Annotated in this window: 16 protein-coding genes and 1 pseudogene; 9 read left to right on the top strand and 8 right to left on the bottom strand. The window is 73.4% G+C overall.

Going from position 1 to position 17,094, the window contains the following annotated elements:
* Positions 1 to 96: 96 nt before the first annotated feature.
* On the bottom strand, positions 97 to 762 hold the full coding sequence (locus tag KGS77_RS00460; RefSeq protein ID WP_242577943.1) for a response regulator transcription factor: 666 nt from the start codon (positions 760 to 762) through the stop codon (positions 97 to 99).
* On the bottom strand, positions 759 to 1,934 hold the full coding sequence (locus KGS77_RS00455; RefSeq protein WP_242577942.1) for a sensor histidine kinase: 1,176 nt from the start codon (positions 1,932 to 1,934) through the stop codon (positions 759 to 761). Before KGS77_RS00455 ends, KGS77_RS00460 begins: the two co-directional genes overlap by 4 nt.
* Positions 1,935 to 2,154: 220 nt before the next feature.
* Between KGS77_RS00455 and KGS77_RS00450 the strand changes: the two genes are divergently transcribed.
* Positions 2,155 to 3,075: an ATP-binding cassette domain-containing protein gene (locus KGS77_RS00450; protein ID WP_242577941.1), complete on the top strand. Its 921-nt coding sequence runs from the start codon at positions 2,155 to 2,157 to the stop codon at positions 3,073 to 3,075.
* Complete coding sequence (locus tag KGS77_RS00445) at positions 3,072 to 3,926, top strand: ABC transporter permease (RefSeq protein ID WP_242577940.1); 855 nt, start codon at positions 3,072 to 3,074, stop codon at positions 3,924 to 3,926. Before KGS77_RS00450 ends, KGS77_RS00445 begins: the two co-directional genes overlap by 4 nt.
* Positions 3,927 to 4,037: 111 nt before the next feature.
* On the opposite strand, the gene KGS77_RS00440 is transcribed toward KGS77_RS00445, so the two are convergent.
* Positions 4,038 to 4,523 (bottom strand): cupin domain-containing protein, encoded by a 486-nt coding sequence (locus KGS77_RS00440; RefSeq protein WP_242587228.1) that lies wholly within the window; start codon positions 4,521 to 4,523, stop codon positions 4,038 to 4,040.
* 143 nt (positions 4,524 to 4,666) lie between these two features.
* Between KGS77_RS00440 and KGS77_RS00435 the strand changes: the two genes are divergently transcribed.
* The 4 genes from KGS77_RS00435 to KGS77_RS00420 all read left to right on the top strand — a co-directional run bounded on the left by KGS77_RS00435 (position 4,667) and on the right by KGS77_RS00420 (position 7,654).
* Entirely contained in the window at positions 4,667 to 5,539 is an 873-nt protein-coding gene (locus tag KGS77_RS00435) for a LysR family transcriptional regulator (protein WP_242577939.1), read from the top strand.
* A 217-nt stretch (positions 5,540 to 5,756) separates the two neighbouring features.
* Complete coding sequence (locus tag KGS77_RS00430) at positions 5,757 to 6,785, top strand: nitronate monooxygenase (RefSeq protein ID WP_242577938.1); 1,029 nt, start codon at positions 5,757 to 5,759, stop codon at positions 6,783 to 6,785.
* A 93-nt stretch (positions 6,786 to 6,878) separates the two neighbouring features.
* Complete coding sequence (locus KGS77_RS00425) at positions 6,879 to 7,286, top strand: barstar family protein (RefSeq protein ID WP_242577937.1); 408 nt, start codon at positions 6,879 to 6,881, stop codon at positions 7,284 to 7,286.
* A 2-nt stretch (positions 7,287 to 7,288) separates the two neighbouring features.
* Complete coding sequence (locus KGS77_RS00420) at positions 7,289 to 7,654, top strand: hypothetical protein (protein ID WP_242577936.1); 366 nt, start codon at positions 7,289 to 7,291, stop codon at positions 7,652 to 7,654.
* Here KGS77_RS00420 and KGS77_RS00415 read toward each other — a convergent pair.
* Genes KGS77_RS00415 through KGS77_RS00395 form a run of 5 tightly spaced genes read right to left on the bottom strand, consistent with a single transcriptional unit; the run spans position 7,621 to position 13,604 of the window.
* Entirely contained in the window at positions 7,621 to 8,538 is a 918-nt protein-coding gene (locus tag KGS77_RS00415) for an NAD(P)-dependent oxidoreductase (RefSeq protein ID WP_242577934.1), read from the bottom strand. The genes KGS77_RS00420 and KGS77_RS00415 overlap by 34 nt on opposite strands.
* The gene (locus KGS77_RS00410; protein WP_242577932.1) at positions 8,535 to 9,674 is read right to left on the bottom strand and encodes a cytochrome P450; all 1,140 of its coding nucleotides are present in this window, start codon (positions 9,672 to 9,674) and stop codon (positions 8,535 to 8,537) included. Before KGS77_RS00410 ends, KGS77_RS00415 begins: the two co-directional genes overlap by 4 nt.
* Positions 9,671 to 11,920 carry an AMP-binding protein gene (locus KGS77_RS00405; protein WP_242577931.1) on the bottom strand — a complete coding sequence of 750 codons (2,250 nt, stop codon included), beginning with the start codon at positions 11,918 to 11,920 and terminating at the stop codon, positions 9,671 to 9,673. The genes KGS77_RS00410 and KGS77_RS00405 overlap by 4 nt, the downstream gene beginning before the upstream one ends.
* Complete coding sequence (locus tag KGS77_RS00400) at positions 11,920 to 12,660, bottom strand: glycosyltransferase family 2 protein (protein ID WP_242577930.1); 741 nt, start codon at positions 12,658 to 12,660, stop codon at positions 11,920 to 11,922. Before KGS77_RS00400 ends, KGS77_RS00405 begins: the two co-directional genes overlap by 1 nt.
* Positions 12,657 to 13,604, bottom strand: a complete 948-nt coding sequence (locus KGS77_RS00395) for a ketoacyl-ACP synthase III (protein WP_242577929.1) — start codon at positions 13,602 to 13,604, stop codon at positions 12,657 to 12,659. Before KGS77_RS00395 ends, KGS77_RS00400 begins: the two co-directional genes overlap by 4 nt.
* Positions 13,605 to 14,002: 398 nt before the next feature.
* Here KGS77_RS00395 and KGS77_RS00390 point away from each other — a divergent pair, with 398 nt between their 5' ends.
* From KGS77_RS00390 to KGS77_RS00380, 3 genes and pseudogenes are all read left to right on the top strand, one after another.
* On the top strand, positions 14,003 to 14,518 hold the full coding sequence (locus KGS77_RS00390; RefSeq protein WP_242577928.1) for a hypothetical protein: 516 nt from the start codon (positions 14,003 to 14,005) through the stop codon (positions 14,516 to 14,518).
* A gap of 258 nt (positions 14,519 to 14,776) precedes the next feature.
* Positions 14,777 to 15,429: pseudogene (locus tag KGS77_RS00385) on the top strand (class I SAM-dependent methyltransferase).
* A gap of 467 nt (positions 15,430 to 15,896) precedes the next feature.
* Positions 15,897 to 17,018: a serine hydrolase domain-containing protein gene (locus KGS77_RS00380; RefSeq protein ID WP_242577927.1), complete on the top strand. Its 1,122-nt coding sequence runs from the start codon at positions 15,897 to 15,899 to the stop codon at positions 17,016 to 17,018.
* Positions 17,019 to 17,094: the final 76 nt, after the last annotated feature.

Here is a 17,094-nt window from a genome sequence, read left to right as displayed (position 1 = left end):
CTCGCGGGGCCTGTGTTCGCCGTGGGTGTTCCCCGCTGCCATGGGCCTTTTGATACCCGAGCCGACCCGTTGGAGGCAGCGCCTCGATCGGCTTGTTCAGCTCTGCCCAGGCGCGACCAGCCCCGCCTCGTACGCGGTGATGACGAGCTGCACCCGGTCCCGGGCGCCCAGTTTGGTGAGCAGCCGGGACACGTGCGACTTGGCGGTGGCCACCGTGATGAAGAGGTCCTCCGCGATCTCGGTGTTCGACCGGCCGCGTCCGACCAGGGTCAGCACTTCCCGCTCCCGCTCGGTGATGCCCCGGACCGGCCGTGGGGAGCGCACGGGAGCGGCTTCAGGGCGCCCGACGAAGTCCGCGATCAGACGGCGCGTCACGCCCGGCGCGATCAGCGCGTCACCGGCGGCGACCACGCGGACCGCCGCGAGGATGTCCTCCAGCGCCATGTCCTTGACCACGAAGCCGCTCGCACCGGCCCGCAGCGCGCCGTAGACGTACTCGTCCTCGTCGAAGGTGGTCAGGACCATGACCCGGGTCGTCGCCGGACCGTTCGTGATCAGGCGGGTGGCCTCGATCCCGTCCATGCCGGGCATCCGGATGTCCATCACCACGACATCGGGGCTGACCTCCGCGACCAGTTGGACCGCCTCGGCGCCGGTGGCGGCCTCACCGACGACCTCCAGGTCGGGGTGGTCGGCCATGAGCACGCGCAGACCGGACCGCACCAGCGGCTGGTCGTCGGCGAGCACGATACGGACGGTCACCGGGCCTCCACCCCCATCGTGACGGGCGCGGGCAGCGGCAGCCGTGCCGCCACCCGGAAACCGCCTTCGGGGCGCGGCCCGGCGCTGAGGTGGCCGTGCAGCAGGCCGACGCGCTCCCGCATGCCGACGAGGCCGAAGCCGTGGGCCGCGCCGTTCCCGGTGGCGCCGCGCCCGTCGTCGACGACCTCCACGGACAGCTCCGCCTCCCTGTAGCCGATGGTCACCCGGCAGTGCCCGGTGCCCGCATGGCGCACCACGTTGGTCAGCGCCTCCTGCACGATGCGGTAGGCGGACAGGTCGATGTCGGCCGGCACAGCACGCTGCTCCCCGCTGCGGCACACCTCGACGCGTACCCCCGCGTCCGCGGTCGTCGCCGCCAGCCGTTCGACGTCCGCCAGCCCCGGCGAGGGCGTGAGCGGTGACCGCTTCGGGCCGGTGGTGCCCCGGTCGGCCTGACGGAGCGAGACCAGCGTGCGCCTGAGGCCCGCCAGCGTCTCCCTGCTGGTGGACTCGATGGCGCGCAGGGCCTCGCCGGCCTGCGCCGGCTGCGTGCGGATGACCCGGCTCCCCACGCCTGCCTGGATGGCGATGATGCCGATGCTGTGCGCGACCGCGTCGTGCAGTTCCCGTGCGATCCGCAGTCGTTCGGCGGTCACGGCCTCGGCCACCTCCTGCGAGCGCAGCGCCACCGCGTGCTCGCGCCGCTCGCGGCCGAGCAGACCGGCCGCGCAGCATACGGCCATCGCCAGGAAGGCGATCAGGCCGGTGACGGTCAGGTCGCTCCCGTGCGTAAAGGCGCCGATCACCAGGAGCTGCACGGTGAAGGACACGGCCACGGCGACGGCCGAAGCCCGCCGCGTGCAGGTGGAGATGACGTAGCCCAGGACGAGATCCACCGCCAGGTACGACAGGAACTGGCCCTGGTAGGAAACCGCCCAGGGCGCGTGGGCGGGGCTCGGCGTGCCCACCACCACGGCGGTGGAGCCGAGGAGCGCCATGGCCAGGGCCGTCAGCGGCATCCGCCGTACCACGCCGACGAGGAGGCTCACGGCCAACAGCGACCCGACACCGTGGACCGTACCCGAGGCCCGTGTCGTGGCCCCCGCCAGCAGACCCGTCATCAGGAGGTAGCAGACACCGCCCGCCCAGGCCACGGCCTTCGGTCCCGTCATCGGCGTTCTCGTCATCGGCGGCGCGCCCCTGGGAGAAGGCCGCCGCGCGCCTCGGGCGCGGGCAGCGAAGTGATCGTCATGGGGGTTCACGCCGTGAGACTAACCGGACCGCTCCCGTGCGGCGTCAGCCCGAGGACGTACGCCCCCGGGCCAACCCGACCGCGCGATTGCCGCCCACGGCCCCATGCCGGACCGAGGCCGTCCCGGCAGTGTGGATGCCGTGATCGAAGTCAGCGAACTCACCAAGCGCTACGGCGACAAGACGGCCGTCGACCGTCTGTCCTTCACCGTCCGGCCGGGCCGGGTCACCGGATTCCTCGGCCCCAACGGAGCCGGCAAGTCCACCACCTTGCGGATGATCCTCGGTCTGGACGCGCCCACCACCGGCGCCGCCACCGTCGGTGGCGTCCCCTTCCACCGCCACCCGCGCGGCTTGCGGCACGTCGGCGCCTGCCTCGACGCCGGCCAGGTCCATGGGGGCCGCAGCGCCGCCGCCCATCTGTCCGCCCTGGCCCGCAGCAACGGCATCCCGCGGCGCCGGGTGGCGGAAGTACTGGGGGAGGTGGGGCTGACCGAGGTGGCGGGCCGCCGCATCGGCGGCTTCTCCCTCGGCATGAAGCAGCGCCTCGGCATCGCCACCGCCTTGCTCGGCAACCCGCCCGTGCTGATGTTCGACGAGCCGATCAACGGCATGGACCCCGAGGGCGTGCTCTGGGTACGCCGCCTGTTCCGGCGCCTGGCAGCCGAGGGACGTACGGTCTTCCTCTCCAGCCACCTGATGTCGGAGATGGAGAACACCGCCGACCAACTGGTCGTCATCGGCCGGGGCCGTCTCATCGCCGCCGAGTCGGTGGAGGACTTCGCGGCCCGCGGCACTCCTCGCAGCGTCGTGGTCGGGACACCGCGGGCCGCCGAGCTGGCAGCCGTGCTGACCGCGGCGGGCGCCTCGGTCGAGTGCACGGGCCCGGCCGGCGCCGGGAAGCTGGCCGTGACCGGGCTCCCGGCGGACCGGATCGGAGCGCTCGCCTTGGAGCACCGTATCCGGCTGGAGGAGCTGACCACCCGTACCGCTTCGCTGGAGAGAGCCTTCATGGAACTCACCGCCGACAGCGTCGAATATCAGACAGGACAGCCCCGATGACCACACGCGCCTCCGTCCGTCCGACGGTCCTTCCTGTCCCGCCGACCTCTTCGGCCACGCGCGTCGCCGAGCCGCCCGTCCGCTTCCGCGACCTGCTCGCCGCCGAGTGGATCAAGACGCGGTCGCTGCGGTCCACTCCGTGGACGATCATCCTCACCGCCCTGTCCGTCATCGGGTCCGCCGCCGTGGCCACGCTCGCGGACAACGCCGCGGGCTTCGGCCCCGCCGAATTCCGGCCCTACGACGCCTATCCGCCGACCGGCTACTACACGCTGATGCTCATCGCCTGCGTCATCGGCGCCCTGACGGTCGTGAGCGAGTACAGCAGCGGCCTGATCCGTACCACCACCGTGGCCGTCCCCGCCCGCGGTTCGGTCGTGCTGGCCAAGGCGGCCGTCACTGCCGCGCTGTGGACCGCGGCCGGCGCGGTCATCTCCACCGGTTGCTTCCTGATCTCCCAGGCCATCTTGAACGGGCGGCACGCCGGTGTCCCGATCACCCACCCCGGGGCGCTCCGGGCGCTGGTGGTCTCCGCGCTGCTGGCCCCGGTCTGCGCACTGATCGGCCTGGGCCTCGGCGTCCTGCTCCGGCACGGCGCCGCGACCGTGCTCACCGGCGCCTTCGCCCTGCTGATCCTGCCGCCCATGTTCTCCGAGCGCGACCGCTGGTCGGCGGACATCAACCACGCGATGGTGCCGGCCGCCTGGAAGCGTCTGGTCCAGACCTGGGAACCGGATCCCGGATCCCTGGCTCACAGCGCCACGGTCCCCGGCTCCTGGATCGTGTACGCACTCTGGCCGCTGACCGCGATCGCCCTCGCCGTCCTCGTCGTGCGGCGCCGCGACGTGTGAGTGTGCCTCCGGGACGCACCCGTCGCGCCCCGGATGCCGAAGAACTCCGCCGTACGGCCGGCCTCCTCGACCGTCGCCGCCAAGCCCGCCGGGACGGTGCCCTCCCGGCCGTCAGGTGAAGTCGGTGGCGGGCTCGGTGGCGTAACGGCTCATCGTCCGGACATGTTCCTGGGGGGTCGGCGGCCGGCCGTCGGCCATCAGGTCCCGCAGGTCCCGGAAGTACTGCACGTACAGATCCGGTGTGAAAACGCTGAGCATGACGGCCGGTTGGCCGGTGACGTTGGCGAACGTGTGCGGGACCCCGGGCGGGACCAGTACGAACGTGCCCGCGGTCGCGTCGTGTTCCCTGTCGCCGACCGTGAACCGCACCGTGCCGGAGATGATGTGGAAGCCCTCGTCGTGCCGGGCGTGCCGGTGCTGTGGCGGTCCGGGCGTGTGTGGCGCGAGGACGGACTCGGTGAGCGCGAGACGGTGACCGGTGTTGCTGCCGTCTTCCAGGACGCGCATACGGGTGGTGCCCAGGACGATCGTCTCTCCGTCGCCCGGGCCGACCACCGATACGGCGGGGCCGGCGGACATGGCGGGGCCGGCGGACATGGCGGGACTGGCGGTCGTGGTGGGGTCGGCGACCGGCACGCCGGCCGTGGATTCATCAGTCATGCCTCGATCCCACAGCCAGGGCACCGCGACCGTCCAAGACCCGTTCGGTGACGCCGATACCGTACGGGTATCGTCGCACCATGGAGTTACGTACGCTGCGCTATTTCGTGGCGGTCGCCGAGGAACTCCACTTCGGCCGGGCCGCCGCCCGGCTGCACATGACCCAGCCGCCCCTGAGCCGCGCGATCAGACAGTTGGAGACCGAGGCCGGCGCCCCGCTGCTGGACCGGTCACCCGCCGGCGTCAGGCTCACCCCGGTCGGAGCGGTGCTGCTCGACGAGGCGCGCGCCCTGCTCGACCAGGCCGACCGGGCCCGCGTGCGCGTGGCCGCGGCGGCCGGCACCGCCACCCTCACCGTCGGCATCCTGGGTGACAGCGGCGACCCGGCCGCGTCCCGGCTGGCCCGTGCCTTCCACCGGCGGCATCCGTACGTCCAGGCGCGCATCCGTGACACGGACCTGACCGACCCCACCTGCGGACTGCACGCCGCACTCGTCGACGTCGCCCTGACCCGCGGGCCGTTCGACGAGACCGGCCTGACCGTGCGGGAACTGCGTACCGACCCGGTGGGAGCCCTGCTGCGCGCCGACGATCCGCTGGCCCGCCGCGCGTGTCTGAACCTGGCCGACCTGGCCGACCGCCAATGGTTCCGGTTCCCGCAGGGCACCGACCCCCGATGGCAGTCGTACTGGAACGGCGGCCGATCCCGCGAAGGCCCGGTGGTGCGCACGGTCCAGGAATGCCGGCAGGCCGTGCTGTGGAACGGCACGGTCGGCATGACTCTCCTGGACCACGAGCCGGTACAGGGGCTCGCCGTGGTGCCGCTGACCGACATGCCGCCGAGCCGCATGGTGGTGGCCTGGAAGGAGGGCGACACCGATCCACTGATCCGCTCGTTCGTCCGGACGGCGGTCGCCGCCTACCGCGACCGGGCGCCGCACCCGCGGCACTGACCGCTACGGGGTGGGGTACGCCGGCTTCCCGTACCCGGCAGCCCGGCTACGGATCGTGAACTCAGGCCCGGCCCGGGGGAGTTAAGACCCTGGCTTCCTGCTGCCCCGGTGGGAACCTGCGGGACGGACACCGGTGCGGTGAACATGGCGCGGTGCCCGGATGCTGCCCGCTGGGTGTGGTGTCGTTAGCCGGCCCGAGCTTCGGGAGGGAACCGTCATGGGGGTGCTGTCCACCAGGCTGACCGAGAAGTTCGCCGCTCCCTACCCCTTCGCCTGCGCGGGCATGGCCTTCGCGGGCGGGACCTCGGATCTGGCGGTGGCCGTCTGCAACGCGGGCGGCATCGGCGCGGTGGGGGCCGCCCTCATGCCCGCCGACCGCCTCCGGCAGGTCATCCGCGAGATCCGGGCGGGCGCGGGGCAGGCACCGTTCCACGTCAACCTGATCACGTACTTCGACAACGCCGAGCACGTCCGGGTCTGCGCCGGGGAACGGGTGCCGATCGTCTCCTACCACTGGGGGCACCCGCCGGCCGAGCAGATCGAACAGCTCCGCGCGGCCGGGGTGTCGGTGTGGGAGCAGGTCGGCTCCGCCGACGCGGCCGGGCGCGCCGTGGCGGACGGGGTGGAAGTCGTCGTCGCGCAGGGCTGGGAGGCCGGCGGGCACAACTACGGCGGTCTGCCCACCATGGTCGGTGTGCCCGCCGTCGTGGACGCCGTGGGGCAGCGGGCGCTGGTCCTGGCCGCGGGCGGGATCACCGACGGACGCCAGGTGGCGGCGGCGCTGTGCCTGGGGGCGGACGGCGTGTGGGTGGGCACCCGGCTCGTCGCCTCGCAGGAGGCCCAGGTGCATCCCGAGCACCACCGGCGGCTGATCGCTTCCCAGGGGGAGGACACGATCCGTACGGCGGTCTTCGGCCCCGAATGGCCGGACTTCAACCCGATGCGGGTGCAGCGCGACCGTGTGGTGGCCCAGTGGCACGACCGGCTGGACCAGGTGCCGGCCGACCGTGACACGCTGGAGCAGGTCGGCACCACGGTCTTCCAGGGCGAACGGACCGTGCTGCGCAAGTTCAACGTGCTGCCGCCGGTGCCGGGTACGGAGGCGGACTGGGAGGAGATGCCCTGGCTGATGGGGCAGGGCGTCGGCCTCGTCCACGACGTACGGCCCGCCGGGAACATCGTCCAGGAGATGATGGACGAGGCCGAGCGGGTCCTGACCCGGTTCCGGACCACAGGGCCGTCATGAACGCGCGGGTCCGCGAGGACGTCCCGTCACCGTCTCCGGGGCCCAGGTGACCCATGAGGGCGGGGTCGTCGAGGGGGCCGTATTCTGCGGATCATGACAGCGGCATACGTGCTCGACGGCACCCGGATCCGGACACTGGAGGACTTCTGGCAGGTCCTGATGGAGGCGTTCGACGGCCCCGGCCGCCACCACTTCGGCCGGAACCTCGACGCCCTCGCGGACTGCCTGAGCGGTGGGCCCGGAGCCCCCGACACCGACGACTACATGGTCGAGTGGAGGGACCATCAGGTCTCGCGCGAGTATCTGGGGTATCCGGAGACCGTTCGACAGCTTGAGATCCGCTGGGCGCGCTGCCACCCCACGGGTCGTCCGGCAGTCGGTGCCGATCTGGCCGCGGCGCGCGAAGGGCGTGGAAGGACCGTCTTCGACTGGTTGGTCGAGATCTTCGAAGAGCGGGCCCCTGGCGTTCTGCGGCTTCCCTGTGCGGCGACAGCGCGCTGACGGTGTCCGTCCGTACGGTCCGGGCCCGTGTGGCGCCGCTGCGGGAGTACGGAAGCACGGCCGGCGTGATCGTGCTGCTCAACTTCCTGCCGATGCCCCTGGTCGGCCGTCGGAGCGCCGTGGCGGTCTCGCGCAAGCTGCTGCCGCTGCCCGGTCCGCCGGCCGTGGTCGGCTGCTGCTGCCTGGCCGCGACCCTTCTCCTGGGGCGCCGGATGTCCCACCACCGCGACGCGCCGTGGTGGGACGAGGCCCGCAACGCCTGCTCAGTGCACCGCCGTTCGGCGAGCAGGCAGGGGCCCGGCGTGCCGCGCCCGTACCGGCGCGAGTGCTCTCCTCACGGTCCGGACCGGCCCAGCCCCTTGGTGTAGTCCCGCAAGGAGCGCCGCGCCCGCCAGCCTTGCCGTTCGGCCCTGGACACGTCCAGGACGACGCTGTGCGCCAGTTGGTCGACGGCGTAGTGCGTCAGCGCGGGAGCGGTGTGCGGGCGCAGACGGGACAGCCTCTGGGCCGCGCCGGCCGCGCCGTGGGCGACGGACCGCGGAAGGTGGGCCAGGTGCGCTCGTATGCCGTGGGCGTGCAGGACGGCGCGTAGGGCCGCGTCACGCCGGTACGGCGCCGGGTCGGCGATGTTGTAGGCGCCCGGCGGCCAGTGGGCGGCGGCCAGGCACGCGTCGGCGAGGTTCTCCACGGCCGTCAGGCTCAGGCGCACGTCGCGGCCGGGCAGCAGCAGCACCCCCGCGCGGACGCGGGACAGCAGCCGGGGCACCAGATGCGGGTCGCCGGGCCCGTACACCGCGCGCGGTCGCAGCACCACGGCCCCGGCGGCCAGCGCCAGGGCCTCGCCCTCGGCCTTGGTACGGCCGTAGGCGTTCAACTGCCCGCGCACCGGATGGTCTTCGGTGATCCGGCTGCGGCCGGGCTCCGGCGCGTACACGCTGGCGCTGCTCACCCACACCACCGGCCGCCCGGCGGCGGCGTCCAGCAGCCGGGCGGTGCCCTCGACGTTGACCGCGTGCATGGTGGCTTCGGCCGGGGAGCCGGGCACCGGGTCGCCGACCGCCGCCGCGCAGTGCACGACGAGGTCGGCGCCGGACAGGTCCGGCGCGTGCCGCGCGGCGTCCCAGGGCACGTGCCGGCCGACGGGTCCGCGGCGCCGTCCCACGCACAGGACGTCGGCGCCGCCGGCAGCGGCGGCCAGGGCGACGTGGGAGCCGCAGAAGCCACTGGCCCCGGTGACGGCGATGGTCGTCATCGATCCTCCTCAAAGCGGGCCGCGGACTCGTGGCGGCCGGCCGCCCGGACGGTCAGGGAACGCCAGCCGGGCAGCGCCGCACCGCGGTCGACGCGGGCGCCGGTCACGGCGGGGCGGTGGGGGGCGAGCGCGGCCAGGACGTCTTCGAGCTGGGCGCGGGCCAGCCGGGCGCCCGGGCAGGCGTGCGGGCCGGCGCCGAAGACGAGCTGGGCCACGGCGGGCGGTGCCGGACGGCGGGCGTCGGGGGGCTGGAGGTGTGCGCGTACGGCGTGCCGGGCCACCAGGATCAGCCGGTCCCCCTTGCGTACCGGGCAGCCGCCGAGGTCGGCGTCGGCGGCTGCGGCACGGGGCAGCAGCGGCGACGGCGCGGTGACCCGCAGCAGCTCGGTGACCAGGGCCGGCCGCAACCGGTCGTCGGCCGCCTGGTCCCACAGTCCGGCGTCCGCGCACCACGCGGCGGCGCGCGGCAGTGCGGCGACGCTGGTGTTGACCGCGGCCACGGCGAGCATCGCCCGCAGTCCGGCCCGGCCGTCCGTACCGGTGGACAGCAGCGTCTCCAGCCGGGCCGTGGCCGTGGCCGCCGCCCGTCGGGCGCCCGGCAGGCGGGGGCCGGGCAGATGGTCGCGTACCGCGGCTGCCGCGGCCTCGCCCGCCGCCACGGCGACGGCGTGCGGATCGGCGGCACTGCCCAGCAGCGTGCAGACGCCGACCGCGGCCAGCTCCCGGGCCAGCGGGACCAGATCGACGTCGCGGCCCTCGGCGAGCGGAGCCAGATGGCGCCCCAGAGCCTCCTGCCACACCGGGCGCAGCCGCTCCACGCCGGCCGCCGAGAGGTCCTCGGCCAGCGTCCGGCGGGCGCCCCGGTGCCCGCCGCCTTCCTGGTCGAACAGCACGTCGGCCGTGGACAGTTCACGCGCCGCGCCTCCGGTCGTACCGGCGGCGGTACGGTCCAGGGGGATACGGGTGAGGGCGTGCCGGTACGGTGCCGCGTCGTGCACCAGCACCGCCCTGCCCAGTCGGGTCACGGGCCTGCGGCGGGCCGCCGCGAGCAAGGCGAACAACAGCGGGTGGGAACGGGTGTACACCCGCCGGTCACGGCGGCGGGCCGCGCGGACGGCAGCCGGGGAAACGGTCACCTGACATGCACCTTTCGTGGGTCGGCGGGGCGGTAGCGGCGGTCCCAGCACCACAGCAGGGTCCGGCGCGCGCCCCAGGCCCGCAGCCGCCGCAGACTGTGGTGAACGACCATCCCCTCCGCCCGTGCGACGCGGTCGCTGTGCTCACGGGCCCGGTTGAGCAGGACCACGTCCTCGGGCGGCCCTTCCAGCGGGATGCGCGGCGCACCGCCGCACCGCAGGTACAGCTCGGCGGTGATGCCGAGGTTGTGGCCGTGGCACAGTACGTACGGGGCGCGGTAGCGCGGGTGGCGGTGAGCCGCGCGGTAGCGCCCGTACAGCGCGGTGATCCGCACCACCGCCGGCAGCAGATACCGCTCGGCGAGCGAGGGAGCCTCGTCCGGACGCGGCAGGCTGCGCCCGCACACCATCTCGGTTCCGCGTTGGAACTCGGCCTTGGCGGCGGCGGTCCAGTGCCGGGCCGGCAGGCAGTCGGCGTCCGTACGCAGCAGGTAGGCCGCGCCGTGGGCGATGGCGTGACGGAACCCGGTGTCGGCGGCGGCGCCGGCGCCCGGCTGTCCCTCGTGGACGAGGTGGACCGGAAAGGGGGCCGTACCGGCGAAACGGCGCACGATGCCCGGGGTGGCGTCGGTGGAGGCGTTGTCGACCACGACGAGGGAGAAGGAGGTGTCGCTCTGGGCGGCGAGGGCGGACAGGGCACCACTGAGGACGGCGGCCTCGTTGAAAGCGGGCACCACCACCCACAACGCGCCACCGGGCGCAGGCGGGACGGTCATCGGCCGCGGCCCTCCAGACGTGCCCGGGCCAGCCGCGAGGCCGCCGCACGGTCCGGCTTGCGGGAGCGGCCCGACAGCGGGATGTCCGCGAACAGCAGGGCGTCGGGCCGGGCCGACCCCATCCGCGCCAACGGCGCCCGCAAGGCGGCGCGCAGCCGCGCCGGATCCGCCCGCGGCGCGGCTGGACCACCGCCACCAGGCGCTCGTCGCCGTCCCCGGCCGGGACGCCGACCAGCAGCGCCAGTTCCACACCGGGCACGTGCAACGAGCCCTCGTACAGGCCCGGGTAGATGTTCTCCGCCTTCCTGAGCACCATGTCCTTGCAGCGGCCCGCCAGCACGATCCGGCCGTCCTCCAGGCGCGCCCGGTCGCCGGTGGCCACCCACGGGTCCGGCTCCTGGCCGAGATACCGGTCCGGGCGGCCAAACCGGACAGCAGCAGCTCGCCCGTCTCGCCGATCTTGGCCCCAACGCCCGGCAGCGGTGCTCCGACCAGGTCGCCGTGGCCGGTGAAGGCCGCCTTGGCGGCCTGTTCGACGGCGGCGGCGGGAAACAGCTCGGTGAGCGCGTACACGCCCCATGCCTCCTGCGCCCCGGCCTCCTTCACGCGCGTGAGCAGTTCGGCACCGGCCGGGGCGGACCCGGTCCACACCCGCCCGCCGAACCGCGCCCCCGCCGCCAGTGCGGCCCGGAGCTGCGGCGGCGTCAGGTAGGTGGCCTGCGGGGAGAGCCGGCGCATCTGCCGTACCAGGACGCGGGGGGAGCGGGCGGGCAGGGCGACCGGCGCGCCGCTCGCCAGGGACGGCACCAGGACGAAGAAGGTGCCGCCGAGAACGGGCCGGCCGGCCCGGGGCCGTACCAGATCCGTCACGGTGGCCATGCCCGCGGCCAGGGAGGCGCGGGTGTGCACCACCGCGCGGGGCCGTGAGGTGGTGCCCGAGGTGAAGACGATGACCGCGTCACCGTCCTCGTCCACCGCCGGGGGCAGGCCCGCTGTCGGGAGGCCGGTGTCCAGTACAGGGGCGCAGCCGGGCAGCCGGCGGCCGACCGTGACAACGGTCCCCAGCCCGGCGAGATCCGGCAGCGCCAGGCCGGCCCGGCGGGCGAGCGGCCGGGCCCAGCCGGCGACCGCCTGGGCGGCGGCATCGGCGAGTACGAGATGGGGGCGGGCCAGGGCCAGCCGGGCCCGCAGCACCTCCGGCCCGGCGCCGGGGTCGAGCACCGCGGCCCGCGCACCGAGCCGGTGCACGGCGAGCAGCACGGCCAGCGCCCCGGGACCGGGCCGGACGGCGACCCCGACGGTGCTGCCCCGCCCGGTGCCCCGCGCGCGCAGGGCCGCGGCGTAACGGTCGGCGAGATCGGCCAGATCGCCACAGGTGGCCTTGGTACGCGGGGCCCCGGACCGGGTGGTACCCAGCACGGCGGGCCGGCCGGGGGCACGCCGCAGTGTGTGCGTCAGTGCGTCGAGCATCAGCGAGGGTCCTCCCCGTGCCGGCCCGGGCCCCGGTCCAGGTACCAGCGGGCGGTGCCGATCAGGCCGTACGCGGCAAGGCGCCGGGTGGAGTTCTCCACCACCATGTCGCGGGCGTGGACGATGGCGGTGGTATGGCGGCGTACCCGGTTCAAGAAGAGCCGGTCGGTGGGGGAGGGGCGGCGCGGCATCCCGCCGACGGCTTCGTAGAGCCTGGCGGTGACGGCCATGTTGTTGCCGGCGTGCATCCGGTAGGGCGCCAGGTAGCCGTGGCGGCGCCGGTGGGCGGGGCGCAGCCGCCCGAACAGCGCCGCTGTACGTACGAGGAGACGGAAGACGGCACGCCCGAACGGCCCGTGCTCGTCACGCCGGGCATCGATGCGTCCGCACACCAGCCCGGCCCCGCGCCCCAGAGCACCGCGGGCAGCGGCCGTCCAGCCGGGGTGCGGCAGACAGTCGGCGTCCGTACGGGCCAGCAGCGCCGCCCCGTGCCCGATCGCGTACCGGAACCCGGTGTCGACCGCGCAGCCCACCCCCTTCTCCGGCTCGTGCAGCACATGGACCTCAAAGGGCGCCCGGCGGGCGAACTCGCGGGCAAGGGCCGCGGTGTCGTCCGTCGAGGCGTTGTCGACGACCACCAGCGTGAAGTCCCGGTCGCGCTGGGCCGCCAGAGCCTTGAGCGTGCCGCCGATACGGGCGGCCTCCTGGTGCGCGGGCACCACCACCCACAGCGCGCTCACGCCTTCTCCCAGACCATCGTCATGATGCTCACACCGCCGCCCAGGCCCACGAACAGAACCCGGTCACCGGACCGCAGCGGCTCGTGGACGAGGTCGAGCTGCACACCGAGGGTGGCGCTGGCCAGGTTGCCGAGGTACGGGACGGTGACCACGAGCCGGTCCCGCGGCACCCCGGCGACCTCCACGAAGCGCTCCAGGTACGGGACCGTCACCTGGTGGACGAGGATGTGCGCGAAGTCGCCCCACTCCAGGCCCGTACGCTGCCGCATCCGGTCGAGCACCGACGTACCGACCTTCTCGAACACCTCGCGCAGCTCGCTTCCGTCACCGCGGAAATAGGTGTGCTCCTCCCCGCGGGGATGACGCGACCCGCCACCGAAGATCCCACCGACCTCCCAGTGTTCGGAGTGCGTCTCGGTGTCCACGTCCAGGATCCCGCCGCTTTCCACCGCTTGGAGGACGACGGCCGCCCCCGCGTCGCCGAAGGTGTAACCGGCGAATCCGGCCCGGAACTCCTCCGGGCCGGCGGGCGCGTGCCGTACCGCGCGGCTGGGTGTCTCCCCGGTGACGACCAGGGCCCGGCGCGCCCGGCCGGCCAGGATCATCGCCCGCGCCGCATCGATGCCGTTCAGAAAGCTGTTGCACGCGTTGGTCACATCCACGGCATGCGCCCTGGACCCCAGCTCGGCCTGCACCACGTGCGCGGTCGCCGGCTCCACCATGTCCCGGGTGGCCGAGGCGAAGACCAGCAGGTCGATGTCGAACGGCGCCAGCCCGGCCCGCCCGAGCGCCGTGCGCGCCGCGCGTACGGCGAACGTCGAGGCGTACTCACCCTCCTCGGCCGCCCGCCGGGAAACGATGCCCGTGGCCCGCTCCACCAACCCCTCCGGAACCTGCACCCCGGAGACGGCCACGATCCGCTCCTCCAAGTGCCGCGAGGTCACCACACGATGCGGCAGGCAGGAGGCCACCGCGGTGATTCCCACCCGACGAGCCGGACCAGCCGGACCATACGGCGAATGATCTTTATGCATGCCGTGGACGCTACGAGCCTGCCTCGGCGGCCCGCCTGAGCTCCCGTACTCAGACGGGCATGAGTAGACCCCGCAGTCACCCTTCGGCCTGCTGCCCGGCAGCAGGCCGAAGGGTGGAGTGCCGTCGCCCGGGTCCGGTGCCGGATGGGATCGTGCTATTTACGTGTTACGTGCCGCGTTCGGCGTAACTTCCCGGCCCGAACTCCGGTTGACCGGGGAGGGCACGGTCGGTCCACCGCGGCGGCCGGCCCGGTGCCCCGTCAGTGTTGAGGGGGCACAGACCAGGCGACCTCGGAAAGGTGCGGACGATGGGCAGGAGCAAGCCGGGCAAGCAGCGCCGGCCACGGCAGGCGGCGTCGTACAGCCTGCACCAACTACAACCACCGGGGGACCTGTACGGGGAGTGGATCCGGGTACCGTCGGACACGGACCTGAGCCACATGCGGGCAGACCCGCGGCTGAGCCGGGACTCGCGCGATGTCATGGAGCGACTCGTGGCGATCGCTCCTCACTACGGTGGTGAAGCGCCGGTGGCCGCTGTTGTGCTCGACACCGCCATCGACAAGGGCCGCCTGGGAGTCCTGGACGGCCCCGACGGGGGCCGCATCGTGTCCCTCGCGCAGGCCGCCGAACTCGTCGGCGCCGACCCCGCCACCGCGCGGGCCGGCATCCACCGCCTGCACGCCCTCGGCACCTTCCTCGTGGAGGAACACCAGAACGTGCCCTTCATGCGCTTCGTCGCCAAGCGGCCTGCCAGCCCGGGTGACCAGTGGTTCTTCGTCGGTGAAGAGGAGACCGCCGGTCTCCCTCGGGCAGAGAACTGATCGCGTCCCCGCCCGGGAAACCTCCGGCACCCGGGATGAGCCGCCGTTGCGGCAGGCCCCGTCCGCGATCTCGCTGACACCGGATGGACACAACCGTCCGGCAGCCCGAGACGGGTGCGGCTGCGGCGTCTTCCCGGCCGGCGCGGACGGTGCCACCCTCCCGTCGGTGCCGACCCGCATGCCGCCCTTGCCCGTCGCACCCCACGTCGGTCGCGCCAGGGCCGGCCGGTTGTCAGTGGTCGCTGAGACGATCAGCAGATGACGAACTCCGCCGCCATCACGGCTTACTGGGACCATGCCGCCGACGCCTTCGACGACGAACCCGACCATGGACTGACCGCCGAGCACACGCGCACCGCATGGGCCACCCGCCTGGCTTCCTGGCTGCCGGCCACACCGGTGAGCGTGCTGGACGTGGGCTGTGGCACCGGCTCCCTGTCCAAGCTCATCGCCGAGGCGGGACACCGGGTCACCGGCGTCGATCTCGCACCGAGAATGGTCGAACAGGCCCGGATGAAACTGCGCGCGGCCGGCTTGGAGGGCCACTTCCTCGTCGGCGACGCCGCCAACCCGCCCACCGGCGACGAACGGTTCGACGTCCTGCTCTCCCGACACCTGCTGTGGACCCTGCCCGACCCCGGGCCGCACTACAGGAATGGGTGACCCGGCTGCGCCCGGGCGGCCTGTTGGTCCTGGTCGAGGGCCGCTGGCGGGAAGCCGGGCAGAGCGGCGTGCCTTACGTCGCCGGCGCCGGCACCCTGCCCTGGCACCGTGGCGTCAGTGCCGCCGACCTCACCGCCGCTGTGCACCCCCTCGTGACCGGTCTCCGCGTCGAAGACCTCAGCCATGACGCCGACCTGTGGGGCGGCCCGGTCACCGACGAACGCTACGCGCTGATAGCCGGTCTCTGACGGCCTCCCACGCGAGGCGGAACCGGCCCGCTCGTCACCGGCGCCGGTCCGTACAGGAGACGCAGGCCCCGGAACAGCCGGCCAACTGCGGCCCCCGCCGCGGTCCTGCCCGTCGCTCTGCGCCACCTCCGGCAGGGGCCGGGCTCAGTGCCCGGTGAGGGGGTTAACCCCCGGTGATCCGGCGGGACCGCCGGATGTTGCCGTGGATCTTGCGCAGACAAGGATGGGGAACGCCGCAACGGCAACCGGGCAGCAGGCGTTGGTGGTTGCCGCATCCTGGATGACGCGAGGGAGAACACCGATGTCTGCACGCACACCGTCGTATCGCCGGTTTCCGCGGGGCGTGACGGCGCTGACCCTGGTAGCCGCAGTGGGCGGGGCACTTGTCGGCTGCTCGAATACGGGACCGGGCCCGCGGGCGGCGACCGAGCAGGCCGCCCGCGGCCACCGTCCAGCGCCTGGGCGGCATGGCGCAGCGGGCGGTCGACAACAACTCTCTGGGAGTGATCGTCCGGGTCGACCGGGGCCAGGGCCGTCCCATGGAGGTCGTGCGGCAGGCCGCCTGGACCGAGGCCGACGGACGCCTTGCCGTCGGCGACCAGTTCCGAGTGGGCTCGAACACCAAGACGGTCACGGCCACCCTCGTACTGCAGCAGGTCGCCGAACACCGGATCGGCCTGGAGGACCCGGTGGAGAAATGGCTGCCGGGGCTGGTCCCGGGCGGGCCGGACATCACCGTGAAGATGCTGCTCAACCACACGAGCGGACTGGGGGATTTCGCGCTGACGCCACGCTTTCTGCCCTCCTTGACCGGTCAGGACAAGCGCACCTGGACGCCCGAGGAACTCATAGCGCTCTCCCCGGGCCGGACATCTTCGGGGGCTCCAGGGAAGAAGTACTCCTACAGCAACACCAACTACGAAGCGCTCGGCCTGATCCTGGAGAAGGCCACCGGGAAGAAGGTGGCCGATCTCATCGAACAGCGGATCACCAAGCCGCTGGGCATGAAAGACACGTTCTTGGCCACGGACGCCGCCTGGAGCCGGGGCAAGAAGCATGTGACGGGCTATGAGCCGGGCCCGGGCCGGCTGCGCAGCCTCCTCGCGCGGATCGTGGACCTGCCCGAGGGGACGGAGGTAGCGGGCCCCCGGCGTCCGCACGACAACGTCGACGCCGGCGCCGTCGATCCGGGCTGGACCTGGGCGGCGGGCGGACTGGTGTCCACTGCACCGGACTGGCAGCGGTTCCAAAGCGCGCTGATGTCCGGCACGTTGCTGCCCGCGGTTCAGATGAAGCAGATGCGGCAGACGGTGCCCGACCCGCAGGACGGCGGCGGCTACGGACTGGGCCTGATGAAGGTCGACACCTCCTGCGGCACCGTCTGGGGCCACACAGGCGGCCTGCCCGGGTACTCCAGCGAGTTCTACACCGACCAGAGCGGCCGTCGTAGTGTCGCGGTGCTGACGGCAACCAACTTCCACATCAAGGAACCCACGGCTGCCGCCGCCAACAAGGACCTCGTCAACGCCGCGATCTGCACCATGCTGGACAAACCCTGGCCTGAGAGGACTGCGCCGTCAGCTCGGTGACGGGCGAGGCGATCGGTTCCCGGGCGGAAGCCCGGACGGTTGTCCTGGCGGCATACGGAGGCCGGAGCGGTCTCGC

This window comes from Streptomyces sp. MST-110588, assembly GCF_022695595.1.
Lineage (GTDB): Bacteria > Actinomycetota > Actinomycetes > Streptomycetales > Streptomycetaceae > Streptomyces.
Note: the sequence above shows the minus strand (reverse complement) of the source record. Positions and strands in the feature narration are given on the sequence as shown.

Coding starts and splice junctions, on each gene's coding strand:
- KGS77_RS00455 (WP_242577942.1), bottom strand. CDS start 1,934: ATGACGGGACCGAAGGCCGTGGCCTGGGCGGGCGGTGTCTGCTACCTC.
- KGS77_RS00445 (WP_242577940.1), top strand. CDS start 3,072: ATGACCACACGCGCCTCCGTCCGTCCGACGGTCCTTCCTGTCCCGCCG.
- KGS77_RS00405 (WP_242577931.1), bottom strand. CDS start 11,920: ATGCTCGACGCACTGACGCACACACTGCGGCGTGCCCCCGGCCGGCCC.
- KGS77_RS00425 (WP_242577937.1), top strand. CDS start 6,879: ATGACAGCGGCATACGTGCTCGACGGCACCCGGATCCGGACACTGGAG.
- KGS77_RS00440 (WP_242587228.1), bottom strand. CDS start 4,523: ATGTCCGCCGGCCCCGCCATGTCCGCCGGCCCCGCCGTATCGGTGGTC.
- KGS77_RS00380 (WP_242577927.1), top strand. CDS start 15,897: ATGGCGCAGCGGGCGGTCGACAACAACTCTCTGGGAGTGATCGTCCGG.
- KGS77_RS00390 (WP_242577928.1), top strand. CDS start 14,003: ATGGGCAGGAGCAAGCCGGGCAAGCAGCGCCGGCCACGGCAGGCGGCG.
- KGS77_RS00415 (WP_242577934.1), bottom strand. CDS start 8,538: ATGACGACCATCGCCGTCACCGGGGCCAGTGGCTTCTGCGGCTCCCAC.
- KGS77_RS00435 (WP_242577939.1), top strand. CDS start 4,667: ATGGAGTTACGTACGCTGCGCTATTTCGTGGCGGTCGCCGAGGAACTC.
- KGS77_RS00430 (WP_242577938.1), top strand. CDS start 5,757: ATGGGGGTGCTGTCCACCAGGCTGACCGAGAAGTTCGCCGCTCCCTAC.